Origin of the sequence: Streptomyces sp. S3(2020) (genome assembly GCF_013044505.1) — a bacterium.
GTDB lineage: Bacteria > Actinomycetota > Actinomycetes > Streptomycetales > Streptomycetaceae > Streptomyces.
The window spans coordinates 40,150-61,458 of the sequence record NZ_JABERD010000035.1; the positions used below are offsets into that span (position 1 = coordinate 40,150).

Sequence of the window (21,309 nt, forward strand, 5' to 3'; positions counted from 1 at the left end):
AGATGACCACCGACACCCCCACGAAGTCCCCGGAGGCGGCCCCCGAGCCGCCTTCGGGCGCTGCCCCGGTCGACAAGCGCGTCCCGCAGGGCCACAAGCGCCTGCTCACCCGCCGCGACCGGCTCACGCTCGGCCTGATGGCCGGCCTGCCGACGATCCTGCACGTGGCCCTGGTCTGGGTCACCGCGCTCGCGTCGATCCTCCTCGCCTTCACCTCCTGGAACGGCATCGGCTTCGACTCCATCCAGTGGGTCGGGCTCGACAACTTCAGGGAACTGTTCACCAACAACCCGCAGTTCTGGCCCGCTGTGGAGCACAACGTCATCTGGTTCGTGGTGCTCATCTGCATCCCGACCCCGCTCGGCCTGTTCCTGGCCGTGCAGCTGGACAAGAAGATCCGCTTCAGCCGGGTCTACCAGACGGCCTTCTTCCTGCCGGTCGTGCTGTCGATGGCGGTCATCGGTTTCGTCTGGCAGCTCGTCTACAACCCGGACACCGGCCTGATCAACAGCATCATCGGCGCCAACAAGCCCGGCCACTACATCGACTGGATCGGCGACCCGAACCTCAACCTCTGGGCGATCCTCATCGCCGCGAGCTGGCGGCACACCGGGTACATGATGATCCTCTACCTGGCCGGCCTGAAGGGCGTCGACCCGTCCCTGCGGGAGGCGTCCGCGCTGGACGGGGCGGGCGAGTGGCAGACGTTCAAGAACGTCATCTTCCCGGTGCTGCGCCCCACCAACACCGTCGTCCTGGTCGTCACGATCATCGAGGCGCTGCGCGCCTTCGACCTGGTCTTCGTCTTCAACAAGGGCGCCGAGGGCACCGAGCTGCTGTCGATCCTCGTGACCAACAACATCATCGGTGAGTCCAGCCGGATCGGGTACGGCTCGGCGATCGCCGTCGTGCTCCTGCTGATCTCGCTCGTCGTGATCATCCCGTACCTGGTGAGCACCTTCCGCAAGGAGCGGCGCGCATGAGCACCCTCGCCCTGAAGAAGCCGAAGGCACCGGTGCGCCCCGCCCGGGTCCTGCTGCACGTCGTCCTGACCACCATGGCCCTGGCCTGGCTCGCCCCGCTGCTGTGGGCGGTCTACGCGGCCCTGCGCCCGTACGCGGAGACCAGCGAGAAGGGCTATGTGTCCTGGCCGGACTCCCTGAGCCTGGACAACTTCACCAACGCCTTCGAGCAGTCGGACATGACGCACTACTTCGTCAACACGGTGGTCATCGCCGTGCCGGCGGTCCTGCTCACCCTGTTCCTCTCCTCGATGGTGGCCTTCTACGTCAGCCGCTTCGATTTCCGCCTCAACCTCGCCCTGCTGCTGGTCTTCACGGCCGGCAACCTGCTCCCGCAGCAGGTCATCATCACCCCGCTGTACCGGCTGTACCTCCTGATCGACCTGCCGGGCATCACGATGAGCGGCAAGCTGTACGACTCCGCGCTGGGCCTGGTGCTGATCCACGTGGCGTTCCAGTCCGGCTTCTGCGCGTTCGTGCTCAGCAACTACATGCGCTCGCTCCCGCACGAACTGACCGAGGCCGCACTGGTCGACGGTGCCTCCGTGTGGCGGCAGTACTGGCAGATCGTGCTCCCGCTGTGCAAGCCCGCGATGGCCGCCCTGGGCACCTTGCTGTCCATCTGGATCTACAACGACTTCTTCTGGGCGCTGGTCCTGATCTCCACCGGTGAGAACATGCCGATCACCTCGGCGCTGAACAACCTCTCCGGTACGTACTTCACGGACCCGAACCTGGTCGCGGCCGGTGCGCTGCTGACCGCGATCCCGACCCTGATCGTCTATTTCGTACTCCAGCGGCAGTTCGTGAGCGGTCTGACGCTCGGTGCCAACAAGGGCTGACCGCCCTTCACCTGAAAGAGAACCACCGTGTCCCACTCCTTCACCCCGGTCGCCTCCGTGCCCGTGGACGCGCGCACCGCCCGTGTCCACGAGGAGGGCTGGCAGTCCTGGAGCCCCAGCGGCGCCTACGCGCTCGCCGACCAGCCGTACCGCCCGACGAACGACAACTGGGCGACGGTCTGCTACCGGCCCGGCGTCACCGTCCCCGTAGGCGCATTCCAGGGCGAGGGCCTGCTGGCCCTGGACCCGGGCGACGGCTCGGCGGTCCGCCTCTGGGCCGCGGTGGACCCGGCACGGGAGGTCCCGTCGATCCGCCTGACCGTCACCGGCGACCTGGCGGAGATCAGCGCCGACGGGCCGGTGAAGGAGTGGACGGGCACGGACATCCAGGAGGTGCTGGGCAGTTGGGCCACCTCCCTGGAGGTCGCGCCCCCGCGCCCGGCGCCCACCGTCTGGTGCTCCTGGTACGAGTACTTCACGCAGGTCACCGAGGACGACATCCACGAGAACCTGCGGGCGATGGACACCCTCGACCTGCCCATCGACGTGGTCCAGATCGACGACGGCTACCAGAAGGCCCTCGGCGACTGGCTCACCCTCTCCGGCCGCTTCCGCTCCCGCCGGGGCATCGCGGACGCGATCCGGGCACGGGGCCGCCGGGCCGGCATCTGGACGGCACCCTTCCTCGTCGACCCGGCGAGCGACCTGGCCGCCGAGCACCCGGACTGGCTGGTCCGGGACGCGGAGGGCGGCTTCCTGCACGCCGGCCGCAACTGGGGCCACGACCTGAGCGTCCTGGACACCACTCACCCGGGGGCGGCTGAGTATCTGGCGGACGTCTTCCGGACCCTCGTGGCCGAGGGCTACGACTACTTCAAGGTCGACTTCCTGTACGCGGGCGCGCTGGAGGGCGTACGACACTCCGACGCGGACCCCCTCACGGCGTACCGCGAAGGCATCCGCCTGATCCGCGAGGCGATCGGCGAGGAGGCCTACCTGCTGGGCTGCGGGGCACCGCTGCTGGCCTCCGTCGGCCTCTTCGACGCCATGCGCGTCAGCCCCGACACGGCCCCGCACCGCCGCCCCGAGGCCGACGACTTCAGTCAGCCCGGACAAGACCCGGCGGAGTTCACCGGCGTCGGACGCCAGTGGCAGCACGGCCGGTTCTGGGTCAACGACCCCGACTGCCTGATGGCCCGCCCCGCCGTGGAGACCCGTGAACGCTGGGCGGCCCATGTCGAGGCGACCGGCGGCCTGATGGCGTCGAGCGACCGGCTGCTGTCCCTGGACCAGTGGGGCGTGGAGACGACCCGCCGACTCCTGGGCGGAGACACCCGATGATCCCGCAGGGCATCGCCTACGGCGGCGACTACAACCCCGAGCAGTGGCCCGAGGAGGTCTGGGCCGAGGACATGCGCCTGATGGCCGAGGCCGGGGTGACCATGGTCAGCGTCGGGATCTTCTCCTGGGCACTCCTTGAGCCGAAGGAGGGCGAGTACGACTTCACCCTCCTGGACCGCGTCCTCGACATGCTCCACGCCCACGGCATCGCGGCGGACCTGGCGACCCCGTCGGCGGCACCGCCGGCGTGGTTCTTCGTCAAGCACCCCGAGGCGCTGCCCGTGGACAAGGACGGCAGGGGACTGTCGTACGGCAGCCGCCAGACGTTCTGCCCGTCGAGCCCGGCGTACCGGGAGGCGGCGCTGCGGATGGCGGGGCAGCTGGGACGGCGGTACGCCGGGCACCCGGCGGTCGTGATGTGGCACGTCCACAACGAGTACGGCTGCCACAACCCGGAGTGCTTCTGCGAGGAGAGCGCGGAGGCGTTCCGGGGCTGGCTGCGCGCGAGGTACAGCAGTCTGGCGGAGCTCAACGACGCCTGGGGCACCCGCTTCTGGAGCCAGTGGTACTACGACTGGGACGAGATCATCCCGCCCCGCGCCACCGGAGCCGTCCCCAACCCCACCCACCAGCTGGACTGGCGCCGCTTCTGCAGCGACGCGCTGCTCTCGCTGTGCGAGGCGGAGCGGGAGGTGCTGCGGGAGGCGGCGCCGGAGATCCCCGCGACCACCAACTTCATGGTGATGCACAACTTCGACGCGCTGGACTACTGGCGCTGGGCCCCGAAGCTGGACGTGGTCTCCAACGACCACTACCTCCGGTCCACGGACCCCGAGTCGCACATCGACCTCGCGCTCAGCGGCGACCTGACCCGTTCCCTCGCCGGCGGCCCCTGGCTGCTGATGGAGCACTCGACGGGCGCGGTGAACTGGCAGCCGGTCAACCGGGCCAAGAATCCGGGGGAGTTGCGCCGCAACGCCCTCGCGCACGTGGCCCGGGGCGCCGACGGCATCGCCTACTTCCAGTGGCGGGCGGCGAAGGCGGGCGCCGAGCAGTGGCACTCGGCGATGCTGCCGCACGCCGGGACGGACAGCCAGATCTGGCGGGACGTGGTCCGACTGGGCGCGGATCTCAAGGCGTTGGGGGAGGTGCGCGGCTCGACCGTCCCGGCACAGGTGGCCGTCGTCTGGGACTGGAACGCCCGCTGGGCCCTGGAACTGCCCTCGCAGCCGAGCGCGGAGCTCCGCTTCCAGGAGCTGGTCCGTGCCTGGTACGAGCCGTTGTGGCGATCGGGCATCGCGGTGGACTTCGTCCACCCGGAGGCGGACCTGTCGTCGTACCGCCTGGTCCTGGCACCTTCGCTCTACCTGGTCGGCGACGAGGGCGCGGCGAACCTGACGGGCTTCGCGGAGCGCGGCGGCACGCTGGCCGTGGGCTTCCACAGCGGGGCGGTCGACGCCAACTGCCATGTGCGGCTGGGAGGTTACCCGGGCGCGTTCCGCGAGGCCCTCGGCGTGCGCACGGACGAGCTGTTCCCGCTGCTGCCCGGCCAGTCGCTGGAGCTGAGCGCCGGGGGTACCGCGTGGCTCTGGTCGGAACGGGTGCGGCTGGCGGGTGCGGAGGCGGTCACGACGTACACGTCCGGCCCGCTGGCGGACGTACCCGCGGTGACCCGCAACTCCTTCGGTACGGGCACCACTTGGTATCTGGCCACACAGCCGGACCCCGCGACGCTCGCCGCTCTCCTCGACCGCATTCGCACGGAGGCGGGTGTGCTGCCCGTCGTCGAGGCTCCGGCGGGGGTCGAGGCGGTGCTGAGGCGAGGCGCGGACGCGGACTACCTCTTCCTGATCAACCACACCGAGGAGAGCGCGGAGATCCCCGTGTCCGCGGGGGCCACCGAACTGCTCACGGGGAAGCCGTTGTCGGGTACGGCCGTCGTCCCGGCGGGCGGGGTGATGGTGGTGAAGGATGCCGACCGATGAGTTCGGCCTTCCGGGCCGGTCTCACCTCCGACACCTTTCCTGAGAGGACACGACCGCCATGACCGAACCCGTGAAGGGCCCCGCCAGCTACTTCCCGTCCATCGAGAAGAAGTACGGCCGGCCGATCGCCCACTGGCAGGAACTGATCCGCTCCTCTCCCCTGACCAAGCACATGCAGCTCGTCGCCTGGCTCAAGACGGAACACGGCCTGGGGCACGGCCACGCCAACGCGCTGGTGGCGCACACACTGGCCGAGGGCAAGTAGCTCCTCTACCACTCCCAGCTGTGGCCCGGCTGTACTGGAACCCCTTAGTCCGTTAAATCCCGGAGAACTCTTCTACAACCATCCGTCACATACGTCTGTCTGCCTTACGCAGAGATGTTCGACAGGTTCATGGAAGAGGAGCTCAGAACGTGACCGTGCGTTCCTTTGCCCGGCGGATGCGCCCGCGAGTCGAGCGGAAGGCCGCCGAGAGCGTGTGGCAGCTGCGTACCATGCGGCGCCGCCGCCGGGCCGCGGTCACGGATCCGGTGCTCCGCCCGGTGGCGGTGCGCGGCCAGCAGCTCTACGGCCGGGTCGTCACGCGGTTCAGCGCCGCCGAGGCGGCCGCCGCCAACCTCGGCCTGGTCGTCGCCGCGCTGGAACGGGAAGGGATCCCGTACTTCCTGGTCCCGGCCGCCCGCACCCGCCACACGGTCGGCGTGAACGTCGTGGACCGCGAGCGTCTGCTCACCGCCCTGGAGGCACAGAACGAGGGCAGGGCGGTCTTCATCGGCCGCCCGATGCCCGGCGGAAAGCTCAAGCACCCCGCGCTGTTCATGGACGGCGCGCTGCCGGCCGGCCTGCGGACCGCCCCCATCCTGCGCGTCGGGGAGAACCACCTCGGCCCCTCGGGCCAGCTGCTCGCCGGCCCCGAACTCGCCTGCGACATCGAGTTCTGGGAGGACGGGGCCGAACTCCTCGCCTCCGCCGACGGCCCCCGGCGCCTGGCCAAGGTGCAGCCGCAGGCGTCCGAGGACATCTTCGCCGACTCCCTCGTCGCCCCCCGGAACAACGGCATCACCGACGTCCTCCCGGCCTCCGAGCAGCAGCCGGCCACGGTGCGGGTCGGCGACCGCGAGCTGCCGAGCTTCGTCCCGCTCACCCTGCCGACCGTCGACGACGTGACCTTCCCCGTCGACGTCGTCTACACCTGGGTCGACGGCGAGGAGCCCGCGATGCGGGCCAAGCGGGCCGGCTACCAGGACCGCGGCACCGCCGAGATCCTGGACAAGGAGACCAACGCCTCCCGCTACACCAGCCATGACGAGCTGAAGTACTCGCTGCGCTCGCTCGCGATGTACGCCGACTTCGTCCGGCACATCTACCTCGTGACCGACGGCCAGAAGCCGCACTGGCTCGACGACACGGCCCCCGGGATCACGGTCGTCGACCACCGCGACATCTTCCCCGAGGACGTCCTGCCGGTCTTCAACTCGCACGCGATCGAGACCCGGCTGCACCACATCCCGGGCCTGTCGGACCACTACCTGTACTTCAACGACGACGTGTTCGTCGGCCGCCGCGTCACCCCCGAGCACTTCTTCCACGGCAGCGGCCTGATGAAGATCCCGGTGTCCCCGCTCAAGATCGGCGTCGGCAAGCCGCACGCCGAGGAGACGGCCACCAACTCCGCCAGCAAGAACGTCCGCCGACTGCTCCTGGAGCGGTTCGGCCGGATGACCACGAACAACTTCATGCACACCCCGCTGCCCCAGCAGCGCCGCACCCACCAGGTCCTGGAGGAACTCTTCCCCGAGGACATCCGCCGCACCACCGCGTCCCGCTTCCGCGCCCCGCAGGACATCGCCGTCACGGCCCCGCTGCTGTACCAGTACGCCCTGATGACCGGCCACGGCCTGCCGGGCAAGTACAGCTTCCGGTACGTCAACATCAGCCGCCCGGACGCCGACCGACGCCTGGCCGACCTGCGCCGCAACCGCCGTTTCGACTTCTTCTGCCTCAACGACGTCGACGTACCGCCCGAGGAGCGGGAACAGGTGAGCGTCCGGATGAACGAGTTCCTGGAGGACTACTTCCCCTTCGCGAGCCCGTACGAGAAGCAGGGCTGAGGGGGCCGGGGGGAATGAACATGCGTCACCGCTTCGAAGTGCCGGGGGGCATTCGGGCGGTCCGGGACCTGCTGGTGCGCCTACGACTCCGGCTCGCGGCCCGGCTCTGGTCGCTGCGCGCGGCCCGGGCCCGCCGGCGCCTGCGGGCCGCCGTCCCCGGACTGGTCCGGGTGGCCTTCGGACCGACCCGGCTCTACGGCCGTACAGTCGCCGGATACACCGCCGCGGACGCCGTCGAGGCCGACCTGGAACGGGTCTGCACCCTGCTGGACGGACTCGGCGTCCCGTACTTCCTCGTCCCCGCCGACCATGGCCGCCAGGTCATCGGCGTGCCGGAGACCTACCGTGAGGCGGTGCTCTCCCGCGCCGCCCAGCGTTTCGCCTCGGGTGTGGGGTACGTCGGCGCGGTGGGGCCGGACGGCCACGTGACCGCCACCGCCCTGTGGTCCGACGGCAGGCTCCCGAGGCTGCTGCGGCGAGCCGCGGTACTGCGCACCGGAGTGGTCCGCCTGGGCCCGGACGGGCAGATCCTCACCGGCCTCGAAACGGGCTGCGACATCGAGTTCTGGCGGCACGGCCGGGACCTCGGCAGGGACCCCGCCTGGCTCACGGTGCCCGGCGACCGCCTGCCGGAGGTCTTCGGCCCGGCCCTGGTCGCCCCGCGCCACAACCCGGTGTCGGAGGTGCTCCCGCTGACGGCGCAACGCCCCGCCGTGATCGCGGGCCGCCATCGCGGGGTGCCGACGTTCGCCCCGTTCGCCGAGCCCGGCATCGACGACGTGCGCTTCCCCGTCGACGCCGTCTACACCTGGGTCGACGGCGACGACCCGGCGATGGCGGCCAAGCGCCGCGCCCACCAGGCGCTCTCCCACGACACCATCGCCCCGCGCGAGACCGGCGCCTCCCGGTACACCAGCCATGACGAACTGAGGTACGCCCTGCGCTCGCTGGAGATGTACGCCGGTTTCGTCCGGCACGTCTACCTGGTGACCGACTCCCAGATCCCGGACTGGCTGGACCCGCGGGCGGCGGGCCTGACCGTGATCGACCACCGGGACATCCTCCCGGCGGACGCGCTCCCCGTCTTCAACTCGCACGCGATAGAGAGCCGCCTGCACCACATCCCGGGCCTGTCGGAGCACTACCTCTACTTCAACGACGACGTCTTCATCAACCGCCCGGTACGGGCCGAGCACTTCTTCCACGGCAACGGCATCGCCCGCATCCCGCTGTCGCCCCTGAAGCTCGGCCTCGGCACCCCCCACCCCCTGGAACCGGCCCCCAACTCGGCCGGCAAGAACGCCCGCGAGATCATCAGCCGCTTCCACGGCAGACACATCACCCACAAGTCCCTGCACACTCCGCACCCCCAACTGCTGTCGGTCATGCGGGAGATGGAGAGCCTGGGCATCGAGGAACTGGACCGCACCTCGTACTCCCGCTTCCGCTCCACAGCCGACGTGGCTCCGGCATCGACCCTCCACCACCACTGGGCGATGGCGACCGCCCGCGCCGTCCCGGCCGACTACCGCTTCCGCTACGTCCAACTGGGCACCCCGGACATGCGCCGCCGTCTGTCCCGCCTCGCGGCCGGCGAGGACGTCGACTTCTTCTGCCTCAACGACGTGGACACACCCCCCGAGGCCAGACCATCCGCCCAGGCGGCCATCAGCGCCTTCCTGGAACGCAAGTACCCCTTCCCGAGCCGCTACGAAAGACCGGTCCGGCACCGTGACGCCGGCCGACTGCGCGACGAACCATCGGCCGACGCGGTCCGCTCCGCCTGATCGGCAGCCATCTCACGGGGCAGGCCGACAACGAACTCCGCTCTCCTACGGTTGGCTGCCCGTGACGAACACAAAGCTGTGCTCACGGATGCCGACGGCATTCGCCAGGTTTCGCCACCCTCCACGAACCGCTCATCAGGCAGTTCTAAACGATCTACGTTCGATGAGTCCCACGCCACCCCTCAACGCCATGTCTCACCCGGGTTCTTCGCCATGATCTTGATCATGGTTCCGGCTCGGAAGCTTGCCGCTCCCGGTGACTTGGGGTTTCCTCGTCAGAGGGCCGAAAGGTTCCCTGCGTACGCATAGGGCCTGGCTCCGGGCGACACCCCGAAGCCAGGCTCCCGTGCGGGGCTACAGGCGGGCCCGGCCGAATAGGTAGCGGTCGGGCTCGCTTGCCGCCCCAGCCGTCGTCCGGACCCCCCTGGCGCATCACACAAAGTGCTCGACACACCCCGCGATGGCACTGACCGCCGTAAGAATCAGGGCCGCCAGCTGAACCCAGTCCGGTAACTGGCTTCGCCTGCGGCATCGTCTTCTTCGTGTCGATCGCTCCATCTGATCCGATCTCCCATCTCTCAACGTTCCCAACAGCGTTGGGACCCGCCCGATTCAGGCGGGCGCGTGGGGAGAGACGCATCGGACCCCCGCAAGTTAACCGGCGCCCCAGTAGCGCAAGCGATGGTTTTGGGGTGGCGAAGCTTGGCGAACGCACGCACACCGACGAGACCTGAGCGGCACTAGAGACGGCGACCTCCGCATCCCGAAGCGGATTGGGGCGCGACTCGCCGTTTCGATGGCACCGTGGCCCCTGCCGCGCCGACTGACGCCTGTCCGCCGGACGAGGATTTCGGGCACCCCCCTCGGCTACGTGTTCACCAAGCCACTGAAGCGGCTGCTGGAAGACACGGGGGTCCGCAACGCCCGGCACACAGCCACCAGGACAAGGACGCTCGACGACAACGTCGAAGGGCCCCATGCAACCAGAACTGCAACCACCGGGGTTCAGTTCCCGCTCACGTCCTGAGCCAGGCGCCGAGCAGTTCTTCGGGGCCGTACACCGCCTGAAGGCCGGAACAACCGACCCCGTTGCGGGAGACCGCCACGAGCGGCACCGGCTCGTCGGTGATCGCCGCCCGGTGCTTCTGCAGTGCGGCCAGGTCGTGGCTGTCGAACGCGGAGTTCTCGAGCCACTTGACCGAGCCGAGGAAGAGCAACTGCTTGGCCACTGGTTGCCGGTCGGCGCCCACCAAGTCGATTTCGACGTCGTTGCTGCGGGTCCAGTACCCGCCGATCGCGGGGGCGGCGGGCAGGAGCCCGTCCGGCAGGAGACGGGCGAGGGATTCCCGCACCAGGGGCTCGATGGCGCGGCCCCGCCAGCTCGTCCACCGCTCCTGGATGCGGCTCAGCGTGAGATCCCCCCGCATCCGTTCGATCTCCGCCATGTGCGGATCCAGAAACGTGAGCCAGAACCGCAGGTAGGGGTCTGCCACCCGGTAGCGGCGTTCCTTCGACGGCCTCAGTGAGAGGGGAAGTTCGGCGGCCACGACCCGTTTCCCGGTCAGCACGTCGGTGGCTCGGGTGAGAGTGGTGTGGGCGATGCCGCCGGCCGCGCGCGCGATGTTGGTGAAGGTCCGCTCTCCGGATCCGATGGCCCGCAGTACCTCCCTGCTCATCGCCTGCGGTGGAAACTCCGCGGCCATTGAGCGTTCGGCGGAGACCAGCAGGGCCGAGATGGGGTTGTCCAGCGAGTCGCGGAGGAACTCCCAGACGTCGGCCCCGGCCTGCCACTCCGCGCAGATCAGGGGGAGACCCCCGGTGACCAGCGCGGCGTCGAACGCGGCCGCCGGAGACAGACCGAGCATCTCGCCGATGTCGGCGGGGTTCAGGGGGCCGACGATCATTTCCCGCCCCCGCTGGTGAAAGGGGCGGTCGTAGCTGTTCAGCGCCTCCATCATCGACAGATCGGACCCGACCAGGAGGAGAAGTACCGGCTTTCGGCTGAGCAGCCGGTCCCATGCCCGCTGGAGCATGCCCTCGAAGGCGTCGATGCGGTCCATGAGATACGGAACCTCGTCGATGACCACCACGCTCGGGGTGTCGTCGGGAAGCATTTCCGCGAGCAGCCTCAAGGCCGCGTTCCACTGCGCCGGGGTTTCCTCGGAGAACAGTTCCCGCTCCGGCAGGTTGGATCTGGCGACGGCGTCGAGCAGCTCCGTCAGTTCGTCCTCCGCCGTGCCGCCCGCAGCGGTGAAGAAGAGGTACGGAGTGTCGGTACGCCGGAGGAACTCCTCGACGAGGCTGGACTTGCCGACTCGCCGTCTTCCCCGCATGAGGACGCACTGCCCCGGCTTCGCCGACCCGACGGCATCACGGACCGCCCGCAAGGCGTTGCCGAGCACGCTCAGCTCGCGATCCCGCCCGATGAAGCGACGCACAGCAAGCCTCCCGATAGGGATAGTATCGGCAGAGATACTATCCCTATCGATACCATCTTTCCTTCATTCGGGCACGGGGCTCATGACGCCGTGGATGCGGGAGAGGGTGAAGACGCGATCGTCCTCTCGCAGGTGGCACCAGGCTTCGAGGTAGGGCGGGTCGAGTTCGAGGCGGCTGAGGGTGCGTACCGTCCGATTCCCCGAGGCGGCGACGTAGTCGACGGTGATGGGCGCGCCGGCATCGATGGCGTGGGCGAGCTGGCGGACATCGCTGTACGGCAGGCGCTTCGCCCACGTTGCGACGATCTCCTCGGTGTCCGTGGCGAAGGGTGCTCCTCCGTCGAACGGCGCGGGGTCCGGAGGTGTCGGCGGGGCGGCCAGCAGCTGGGTCGCCAAGGTGATCGGGTCGACCGGGGTGGGGTTCCGCGCACCGCCTGTGGCAGTGCCCCGGCTCCTGCCGCTCGCGTCGGCCCCGCGCGGAGCAGGCACCGGCGCGGCGACCCGCCGAGGCCGGGTCTTCTCGACCCGTACCGTGCCCTCGGCCGTCTCGGCGACGGGGGCGTATCCCTCGGCCCGGAGCGTGGCGAGGGTCGTGTCGAGCGGACTGCGGCTGATCAGCACCGTGGGCGCCAACTGCCGGAGCCCAAGCCCCGCGAGCCTGCGGTGGGCGGCGAGTTCGGCCAGGAGAGCGGGTTCGTCGCCGTGGATGACGCAGGTGACGGGGGTGACGCGCACCCGGCCGTGGCCGCGTGCGGTATCGGCGATCAGGTAGGACAGCGGCTGCGGCAGGGGCCCGGCGGCGACAGCGGCCAGATCGGCCGTGACGTCGTCGCAGAGACGGCCGGCGTCCAGTGCCCGGCGGATGCTGCCGGCACTGAACCGCCACACCGAAGCCGTACCGCTGGTCTCCCGGTCGGCGACGGAGTCCAGCAGCGAGGCCAGCCGCGCGGACGGCGTGCCGGTGACGACGGCGGTGAGATCGGCGCCGATCCGTGCCGTCGCGGTGGCCGAGGACAGCAGTCGTCGGCACTCCCTGCCCAGCGCCTCCGTGTCGCCGTTCCGCAGATGGATACCGAAAGCGGACAGAGCGCCGCGAGCGAGTACGCCGAGAATTTCGGCCTCACGGATCACGGTGGCGAACGGTGTTCCGTCCTGGGGCGATGAGTGGGTGAGCGGGCGGTGCCAGGTGATCAGGGGACCCAGATCCGAGGTGACCGTCGCGCCCTGCCCCGCCGGAAGCTGTCCGGCTGCGTCCAACAGCCCGTCGCGAGCCTGCACGCAGCCATTGCAGGGCGGTGCTCCCGCGAGAGCGGGAAGCGCCTTGTTGTCCTCGTCGCGCGACTCGGTCGGGGTGAGCGGCAGGCTCCGCCATGCCTGGAGCAGTACCGCGAACTGCTCCGGGGGTTCCTGCTCCGCCCAGGCGTCGTACGCCTCGGTGGGCGCCACGCGGTCGCCGTCCCGGCCCAGGAGCCCGGCGGCGTACGCCGTCTCAAGAGCAAGGCGTACGACGGCGTCGTCGGCCTGTGCGGCCTTGCCGATGCGGGCCAGTTCACGCGCCCCTATCCCGCCGGACTTCAGTCGGGTCGGCGCGGTGCCCGAGCAGGTCGACAGGACCGAGACGGCACGTGACGCGAACGCCGTGGCCGCGGCCGACGCCTCGTGATCCACCTCGGCCGGGGTGACGGAGGCCGAGGGCACGGAAGGCGGTACGGGGTCGAACGGGGCATGCCAGCCGGGTCCGCGCAGCGCGAACGCGACCTCGGCGGGCATACGGGCCGGCTCGTGGCGATGACGGTCCTGGATCAGCAGCCCCCGCTCCAGCGCCCATCGCTCGTCCGGCGCGAGACCGGGGCCGGGAGCGCCGAACACGATGAACCGCGGCTGCCCCGGCACGCCCTCCGCGCGGCGTTCGAGCAGCTTCCGGGCCGCCGCAGGAGCTTTCGCGACCAGTGGGACGACCTGTTCCGGGTCGCTGTGATGTGCCACCAGTGCGGCCAGACGCTGCGGCTTGGTACCCGGCGGCTTGATGCCCAGGGCCGCCAGCATGCCGCGCAGCTCCTCGGAGGTCACGCCCGCGAGCAGCTGCTCCAGCGGCGCATCCAGTCCCAGGGGCGCGTCCCACGCCTGGCGCAGTGGTCCGGCGGTACGGAGTCCACCCGCGCCGTCCGGCCAGACCAGGGCCTGATCGGCCAGTGCTTCCAGTACGACGTCCAGTTGGCGGGCGGTCTCGTCGTCCGTAGCCCCCAGCACCCCTGCCAGTGCCTTGCGTGACGCGGGTGCGTCCAGCGCCGCCAGCGCCTCGGCCACCTGAAGGTGCGGCAGCGCGAGCCGAGGCAGCACCAGCGCCACCGACCCGGGCCGCTGAAGACGGTCCGCCAGTTCCCCCACCGAGCGCGGCTCCGGAGGAGACACGGCGTCCTTCCGCGCTTCGAGCACGCGAGCCAGCCGAGAGCCGTCGAGACCGCCCAGCCATGTCGCCAGCGTCGATCGGGACTTCATGGGGGTGCACCTCGTCAGACCGGGGAGTCGCAGTGGGGCGGGAGGCTCGGCGCCGGGTTTCAAGAATGGCGTACCTCCATGGTCGGCGGGTGCCGCATCAGGGCAAGTTCCTCCCAAGGGGCGTTGGCGGCTTGTGGCCTGCCTCGCCCCCGGCGCCGGTGTGTCCGAGGACCCCGCGTGCGGCAGCATGAACGCCGGCGTCGGGCAGTGGCTCACCGCGTCAGCGGCGCGGCGCCCTCCTCCTACCGGGTCTCCCCGGGCGCGAGGCTGGGACGGGCCGCCAGTACCGAGATCACCGCCGATAAGGACGGCACCGTCTGGGTCAGCGGAGCCGCCACCGCCTGCATCGCGGCACCATCACCCTCTGACCGCCCCGCCGCCCGCGCTCCCGCCGCAGTTGGCGGAGCGCGGGCCGCCCCGCGTCGGCCCGCAGCCGTCGGGAGTGGATCGTCATGTGGTGTCGGGGGAGAGCGTCTTCATGGTGACGTAGCTGGTCACCGTGGCCACACCGGGCAGGGCGGCCAGCTGGTTGGCGTGGAAGTCCTCGTAGGCGGGCAGGTCGGCGACCTCGACCTGGAGGAGGTAGTCGAAGTTGCCGGTGATGTGGTGACAGGCGACCACCTCGGGCAACTGTGTGATCCCACGCTCGAACGCGACGACGTCCGCCCGGGTGTGCCGCATCAGCCGTACCCCGGCGAACACCCGCAGACCGCGGCCGACCGCGGCGGGATCGATCAGCGCCCGGTAGCCACGGATGACCCCGGCTTCCTCCAGCTGCCGCACGCGCCGCAGGCAGGGCGACGGCGACAGCCCGACCCGGGCGGCCAGCTCGTTGTTGCTGATCCGGCCATTGCTTTCGAGTACGGCCAGGATCGACCGGTCCACCTCGTCCATGGCGGCAGATTATTGCGCCTGGCAGCGGAGTACCACAATCACGAACCCGCAGTGAGCGCAATTTGCTGCCAAAGTTGCCGTGATCAGTCCATTTCTGAGTGACGGTCGCCCACGCTTCATGGCATCACCCCCAACGGTCCACGGAGGGCAGCCATGCCGGGCAAGAGCACCATCACCGTCCACGCCGATCGCGAGATCCATCCCAGCCGCGCCGTGGCACCGCCCATCTACCAGACGGCGGCGTTCTGGTCCGGGGACGGCGAGACGTTCGCGCAGGGCGCCGTCGAACCGCGGGGCAAGGACTTCTACACCCGCTTCGGCAACCCCAACCACGCACAGGTCGCAGCCGTCGTCGCGGAGCTGGAGGGCACCGAGGCGGCCATGGTCACCGCGTCCGGGATGGCCGCCCTCACCACCACCGTCCTCGCCCTGGTCTCCGCCGGCGACCATGTGATCGGGCAGAAGTCCACCTACGGCGGCACCGGCTCGGTGCTGATGAACCTGCTCCCGCGCCTCGGTGTGTCCACCACCCAGGTCGACCAGACCGACCCGGAGGCGTTCGCGAAGGCGCTGACCCCCAAGACCCGGCTGATCCTGGTGGAGACGCCGAGTAATCCGCTGCTGCAGATCACCGACCTGCGGGCCGTCGCCGACCTGGCCCGCGCGCACAATGTGCTGACCGTGGCGGACAACACCTTCGCCACCCCGCTCAACCAGCGGCCGACGGAGTTCGGTATCGACCTGGTCTGGCACAGCGCGACCAAGTACCTCAACGGCCACTCGGATGTCTCCGCCGGAGTGCTGGCCGGCCCGGCGGAGATCCTGAACCAGGTCTGGGACGTCGGCCTGCTCACCGGCGCGACTCTCGGCCCCATCGACGCCTGGCTGCTGCTGCGCGGGATGCGCACCCTGCCCCTGCGCGTGCCCCGGCACAACGCCAACGGCCAAGCCCTCGCCGAGGCGCTGAACGAGCATCCCGCCGTGGCGAAGGTGCACTATCCCGGTCTGGCGTCCCACCCTCAGCACAAGCTGGCGGCCGACCAGATGAGCGGTTTCGGCGGGGTGCTCGGCATCGAGTTCGCCGGCGGTTTCGAGATGGCCGACGCCTTCCTCGGCAAGCTGCGCTACTCCCTGCGCTCGGCCAGCCTCGGCGGCGTGGAGTCCCTGGCCGTGCACCCGGCGTCCATGTGGCGCGGGATGCTCAGCGAGGACCAGATCGCCGAGTCGGTTCCGCTGGGCCTGGTCCGGCTGGCTGCGGGCACCGAGGACACCGCCGACCTGGTCGCCGACGCGCTCGCCGCCGCCGACGCCGTACACACCACGGCAGCGACTGCCTGAACCACCCGGAGAAAAGCCGGTCACACGGTGCGGCGACGCCATCCATGGGTGTGCCCACGTGACCGGCGCGGTTCTCGACAACACCGGCCCTTGCGCCCAGCAGCTCAATGAAGAGGTGCACCTCCATGTCCAACCCGCCAAACCGTCGCCTCGCCGACCCCACCCCCGCTCACCCAACCGCCGACGGTCCGCCCCGCAGCGGCACCTCGCTCGCTCGTGGGCTCAAGCAGCGTCACCTGTCGATGATCGCCCTCGGCGGTGTCATCGGCGCGGGCCTGTTCGTCGGCTCCGGTGCCGGCATCGCGGCGGCCGGACCGTCGATCGTCGTCGCCTACGCGCTGTCCGGCGTGCTTGTCATGCTGGTGATGCGCATGCTCGGCGAGATGTCGGCGGCGAATCCGGCCTCCGGGTCGTTCTCGGTGCACGCCGAGCGGGCGATCGGGCCCTGGGCGGGCTTCACCGCCGGCTGGATGTTCTGGACGCTGCTGTGCGTGGGCGTGGCCGCCGAGGCGATCGGCGCGGCAAGCATCATGACCGGCTGGTTCCCGGGCACCCCGTCCTGGATGTGGGTCCTGCTGTTCATGACCGTGTTCTGCGGTACGAACCTCGCGGCGGTCCGCAATTTCGGAGAGTTCGAGTTCTGGTTCGCGGCACTGAAGGTCGGTGCGATCTCCCTCTTCCTGGTCCTGGGCGGCCTCGCGATCTTCGGCATACTGCCCGGCACGAACGCCCCCGGCACGGCGAACCTCACCGGCGACGGCGGCTTCCTGCCCCACGGCACGAACGGCCTGGTCATCGGCCTGCTCACCTCGGTCTTCGCCTACGGCGGCCTGGAGACGGTCACCATCGCCGCCGCCGAGTCCGAACACCCGGTCCGCGGCGTCGCCACAGCCGTACGTACCGCGATGTGGCGGATCGCCGTCTTCTACGTCGGATCCATGCTGGTCATCGTCACGCTGATCCCCTGGAGCGATCCCGCCGTCACTACCAGCGGCCCCTACGTGGCGGCCCTCGACCACCTCGACATCCCCGCCGCCGGCCAGCTCATGAACGTGATCGTGCTCATCGCCCTGCTGTCCGCGATGAACGCCAACATCTACGGCTCCTCCCGCATGGCGTACTCCCTGACCGCCCGCGGCCACGGCCCGAAAACCCTCGGCAAGGTCTCCGCGGGAGTGCCGCGGCGCGCGGTGATCGCCTCGTCCGCCTTCGGCTTCGTGGCCGTGCTGCTCAGCTACTGGTGGCCACAGACCGTCTTCACCTGGCTGCTCAACATGGTCGGCGCGGCCGTGCTCGTGGTCTGGGGCTTCATCGCCGCAGCCCAACTGCGGATGCGCCGACGCCTCGAGCGGGAGGCACCCGAGAAGCTGGTCGTGAAGATGTGGGCCTTCCCCGCTCTGACCTGGCTGGCGCTGGCCGGCGTACTGGCGATCCTCGCCCTCATGGCCCGTCAGGGCGACACCCGCGTGCAGCTGTACTTCACCGGCGGCCTGGCACTGGCGCTCTCCCTCGTCGGCTACCTGCGGCAGAGGGCCCTGACCGCCCGAGCCTGACCGTTCCACCCCGTGAACTTGATCAATCCGAAAACGTCTGTGAAGGAGTTCATCCGATGAAGACCCTGCTCAGCGGCGGCACTGTGATCAGCATGGACCCGCATGTCGGCGATCTCGCCCGCGGTGACGTGCTCATCGAGGACGGCGTGATCGTCGAGGTCGCCGAACGCATCGACGCACCGGACGCGGAGCGAATCGACGCGACCGACCGGATCGTCATGCCCGGCTTCGTCGACAACCACCGCCACACCTGGCAGACCGCGTTCCGAGGCGTCGGCGCGGACTGGACGTTCCCCGAGTGGGCGGTGGCCATGCACGGCACGGTCAAACCCCACTACCAGCCCGAAGACGTCTACGCGGGCACCCTCCTCGGCCGCCTGGAGGCCCTCCACTCCGGCGTGACCACGATGCTCGACTGGTACCACGTCGCCCAGACCCCGCAGCACGAGGACGCCGCCGTCGCCGCACTGCGCGACGCGCCGGGACGGTCGATCTTCTGCCTCGGCGCCGGCTGGGGCACCCCCGACCCCGTCGACGCCGCCGTCCGCCGCGTCCACTCCCAACTTGCCGCCGATGGCCTGGTCACCATGGCGCTCGGACTGCGCGGGCCCGAGGCCACCAGCATGGACACCGTCGCCGAGGAGCTGAAGCTGGCGGCCGAACTCGACCTGCGCACCAGTCTGCACGTCGACATCACAGCCGGCGCTGTCGCCGATCTGCGCGAGCACGGTCTACTGCGGGACACCACCACGTTCGTGCACGGCAACGGGCTCAGCGACGAGGAACTGCGGATGCTCGCCGACGCGGGAAGCTCGCTGTCGATCAGCCCGGACGTCGAGCTGAAGATGGGCTTCGGCAACCCGATGACCGGCCGGGCACTGGCCGCCGGCCTACGCCCGACGCTGTCCATCGACGACGTCCCCTCCGTCGGCGGCGACATGTTCTCCACCATGCGCACCGCATTCGCCGTCCAGCGGGGCCTCGACGGCGGCCTCCGCTCGCGCGACCTGCTCGCCTTCGCCACCGTCGACGCCGCCGCCTCGTGCGGACTCGACGCCCGCACGGGCAGCATCACACCCGGCAAGGACGCCGACATCATCCTCCTGCGCGCCGACGACCTGACCGTCTTCCCGGTCACCGACCCGGCCGCCACCGTCGTCAGCGCCGGCCACCCCGGCCTGGTCGACACCGTCCTCGTCGCCGGCCGCGTGGTCAAACGCCACGGCGTACTGCTGGACGTGGACCTGGTGGCCCTACGGACCCGACTGCTCGAATCACGCAACCGGATCGCGGCGGCCGCCGGTATCCCGCTCGACGGCACATGGCGCCCCCAGCCGGCATCGGAGTAGGAGCACCTGGCATCCCCGCCGCAGACGTCGTGGTCACCATGGACTGCTGTGACGCCTGCCAGGTCTCCTCCGGCAGCGCTATCTCGACTGTCCCTGGACGACCCCGCAGGAGAGATGGTCGACAACGTCCGTCTCATACGAAACGACATCGAACGCCGTGTCCGCTTCCTTCTCGACGACCTCGGCGTCCCGGCACAGCGAGCACCGACTGCATCCAATGCCTCGCCAGGCGCGGGGCAGATGGCTTTCGCTTGCTCAGGTTCTCCTCGGCACGGTCCAATCAAAGCAACTGAGACCAAAACTGAGACCACGCACGACGAAGGGCCCCACCGCGAACGGTGGGGCCCTTCGACATCGTGCCCGGTGAGGCACTGGCGGAGGATACGAGATTCGAACTCGTGAGGGGTTGCCCCCAACACGCTTTCCAAGCGTGCGCCCTAGGCCTCTAGGCGAATCCTCCGCGGCAAACAATACAAGACGTTGAGGAGTGCTCGCGAACTCGTTCCCACCCCCCGTCATCGGGTACTGTTTGGGCAGCCCCTCACGTGGCGCTATCTGACTGAACTCCCCCAGGGCCGGAAGGCAGCAAGGGTAGGTTGGCTCTGGCGGGTGCGTGGGGGGCGCTTGCGTTCCCGGGCCGGACGGAAGGCGCGCGGGGCCCGGGTTGTCAGTGGGCGCCTATAACCTCGTATGCGTGTCGTCTCTCGCGCTGTACCGCCGCTATCGCCCGGAGTCGTTCGCCGAGGTCATCGGGCAGGAGCATGTCACCGACCCGTTGCAGCAGGCGCTGCGGAACAACCGGGTCAATCACGCGTACCTGTTCAGCGGGCCGCGCGGGTGTGGCAAGACGACCAGTGCGCGGATCCTGGCCCGGTGCCTGAACTGCGAGCAAGGTCCCACGCCGACCCCGTGCGGCGAGTGCCAGTCCTGCCAGGACCTCGCGCGCAACGGCCCGGGTTCCATCGACGTCATCGAGATCGACGCAGCCTCCCACGGTGGTGTGGACGACGCCCGTGAGCTGCGCGAGAAGGCCTTCTTCGGGCCCGCGAGCAGCCGGTACAAGATCTACATCATCGACGAGGCCCACATGGTCACGTCGGCCGGCTTCAACGCGCTGCTCAAGGTCGTCGAGGAGCCGCCGGAGCATCTGAAGTTCATCTTCGCGACCACCGAGCCCGAGAAGGTCATCGGCACCATCCGGTCGCGGACCCACCACTACCCCTTCCGGCTCGTGCCGCCCGGGACCCTGCGCGACTACCTCGGCGAGGTCTGCGGACACGAGAACATCCCGGTCGAGGAAGGCGTGCTGCCGCTCGTCGTGCGGGCGGGGCAGGGTTCCGTGCGTGACTCCATGTCCGTCATGGACCAACTCCTCTCCGGCGCGCGGGAGGACGGTGTGACCTATGCCATGGCCACCTCCCTCCTCGGCTACACCGACGGCTCGCTCCTCGACTCCGTCGTCGAGGCCTTCGCCACCGGCGACGGAGCCGCCGCCTTCGAGGTCGTCGACCGGATCATCGAGGGTGGCAACGACCCGCGTCGCTTCGTCGCCGACCTCCTGGAGCGGCTGCGGGACCTGGTGATCCTCGCCGCCGTCCCGGATGCCACGGAGACCGGCCTCATCGACGCCCCCGCCGACGTCCTGGAGCGCATGCAGGCCCAGGCCGGTATCTTCGGCGCCGCCGAGCTCAGCCGCGCCGCCGACCTCGTCAACGCGGGCCTCACCGAGATGCGGGGCGCCACGGCCCCCCGCCTCCAGCTGGAGCTGATCTGCGCGCGCGTGCTGCTGCCGGCCGCTTACGGCGACGAACGGTCCGTGATGGCACGGCTCGACCGGCTGGAGCGTGGCGTGAACTTCTCCGGGGGCGGGGGTGCGCCCGCCATGGGGTACGTCCCCGGGCCCGAGGCGGCGCACGGGGCAGCAGCGCACGGGGCAGTGGCCGCCGCGCCGGTTCCGCCTGGGGGCGGTGTCGCGGCTGCCCGGGCGGCGGTACGGGCTTCGGGTACGCCGAGTACGCCGAGTGGAGCTGCGGCCGGGGGACCTGCGGCGGGGAGCGCCCCGGCCTACGACCCCGCCTCCGTGCAAGCCGCACCCACGGGCCCGGTACCCGGCGATACGGGCTTCGCTCAGCCCCAGCCTCCCCACGCC

General features: G+C 70.0%; 14 protein-coding genes, 1 tRNA gene and 1 other RNA gene. 12 read left to right on the forward strand and 4 right to left on the reverse strand.

The window, feature by feature from the left end:
• The first annotated feature begins 2 nt into the window (after positions 1-2).
• From HLK59_RS14420 to HLK59_RS14450, 7 genes are all read left to right on the forward strand, one after another.
• Positions 3-983: a sugar ABC transporter permease gene (locus HLK59_RS14420; RefSeq protein WP_171141801.1), complete on the forward strand. Its 981-nt coding sequence runs from the start codon at positions 3-5 to the stop codon at positions 981-983.
• Entirely contained in the window at positions 980-1,864 is an 885-nt protein-coding gene (locus HLK59_RS14425) for a carbohydrate ABC transporter permease (protein ID WP_171141802.1), read from the forward strand. Before HLK59_RS14420 ends, HLK59_RS14425 begins: the two co-directional genes overlap by 4 nt.
• A 27-nt stretch (positions 1,865-1,891) precedes the next feature.
• On the forward strand, positions 1,892-3,205 hold the full coding sequence (locus HLK59_RS14430) for a glycoside hydrolase family 36 protein (protein ID WP_171141803.1): 1,314 nt from the start codon (positions 1,892-1,894) through the stop codon (positions 3,203-3,205).
• Entirely contained in the window at positions 3,202-5,190 is a 1,989-nt protein-coding gene (locus tag HLK59_RS14435; RefSeq protein WP_171141804.1) for a beta-galactosidase, read from the forward strand. The genes HLK59_RS14430 and HLK59_RS14435 overlap by 4 nt, the downstream gene beginning before the upstream one ends.
• A 58-nt stretch (positions 5,191-5,248) precedes the next feature.
• The gene (locus HLK59_RS14440; protein WP_171141805.1) at positions 5,249-5,455 is read left to right on the forward strand and encodes a DUF4287 domain-containing protein; all 207 of its coding nucleotides are present in this window, start codon (positions 5,249-5,251) and stop codon (positions 5,453-5,455) included.
• A gap of 149 nt (positions 5,456-5,604) precedes the next feature.
• Complete coding sequence (locus HLK59_RS14445) at positions 5,605-7,302, forward strand: stealth family protein (RefSeq protein WP_171141806.1); 1,698 nt, start codon at positions 5,605-5,607, stop codon at positions 7,300-7,302.
• A gap of 20 nt (positions 7,303-7,322) precedes the next feature.
• On the forward strand, positions 7,323-9,089 hold the full coding sequence (locus HLK59_RS14450; protein WP_240982409.1) for a stealth family protein: 1,767 nt from the start codon (positions 7,323-7,325) through the stop codon (positions 9,087-9,089).
• Positions 9,090-10,105: 1,016 nt separating this feature from the next.
• Here the strand turns inward: HLK59_RS14450 and HLK59_RS14455 are convergent.
• The 3 genes from HLK59_RS14455 to HLK59_RS14465 form a co-directional block, all read right to left on the reverse strand.
• A complete protein-coding gene (locus tag HLK59_RS14455; protein WP_171141808.1) occupies positions 10,106-11,527 on the reverse strand; it encodes an ATP-binding protein in 1,422 nt (473 codons plus the stop codon).
• Between the two features lie 63 nt (positions 11,528-11,590).
• Positions 11,591-14,026, reverse strand: coding sequence for a helicase-associated domain-containing protein (locus HLK59_RS14460; protein WP_171141809.1), 2,436 nt, complete (start codon positions 14,024-14,026; stop codon positions 11,591-11,593).
• Positions 14,027-14,476: 450 nt separating this feature from the next.
• Positions 14,477-14,920: an Lrp/AsnC family transcriptional regulator gene (locus HLK59_RS14465; RefSeq protein ID WP_171141810.1), complete on the reverse strand. Its 444-nt coding sequence runs from the start codon at positions 14,918-14,920 to the stop codon at positions 14,477-14,479.
• A 153-nt stretch (positions 14,921-15,073) separates the two neighbouring features.
• Here HLK59_RS14465 and HLK59_RS14470 point away from each other — a divergent pair, with 153 nt between their 5' ends.
• The 3 genes from HLK59_RS14470 to HLK59_RS14480 all read left to right on the forward strand — a co-directional run bounded on the left by HLK59_RS14470 (position 15,074) and on the right by HLK59_RS14480 (position 19,160).
• A complete protein-coding gene (locus tag HLK59_RS14470; protein ID WP_171141811.1) occupies positions 15,074-16,258 on the forward strand; it encodes an aminotransferase class I/II-fold pyridoxal phosphate-dependent enzyme in 1,185 nt (394 codons plus the stop codon).
• Between the two features lie 242 nt (positions 16,259-16,500).
• Positions 16,501-17,811: an amino acid permease gene (locus HLK59_RS14475; protein WP_240982411.1), complete on the forward strand. Its 1,311-nt coding sequence runs from the start codon at positions 16,501-16,503 to the stop codon at positions 17,809-17,811.
• Positions 17,812-17,867: 56 nt separating this feature from the next.
• A complete protein-coding gene (locus HLK59_RS14480) occupies positions 17,868-19,160 on the forward strand; it encodes an amidohydrolase family protein (RefSeq protein WP_171141813.1) in 1,293 nt (430 codons plus the stop codon).
• Between the two features lie 372 nt (positions 19,161-19,532).
• Here the strand turns inward: HLK59_RS14480 and HLK59_RS14485 are convergent.
• Positions 19,533-19,620, reverse strand: a tRNA-Ser gene (locus HLK59_RS14485).
• A 72-nt stretch (positions 19,621-19,692) separates the two neighbouring features.
• Between HLK59_RS14485 and ffs the strand changes: the two genes are divergently transcribed.
• An RNA gene (gene ffs / locus HLK59_RS14490) (signal recognition particle sRNA small type) lies at positions 19,693-19,791 on the forward strand.
• Positions 19,792-19,854: 63 nt separating this feature from the next.
• Positions 19,855-21,309: DNA polymerase III subunit gamma and tau (locus tag HLK59_RS14495; protein ID WP_171141814.1), on the forward strand; the 1,455-nt coding region annotated here is incomplete at its 3' end.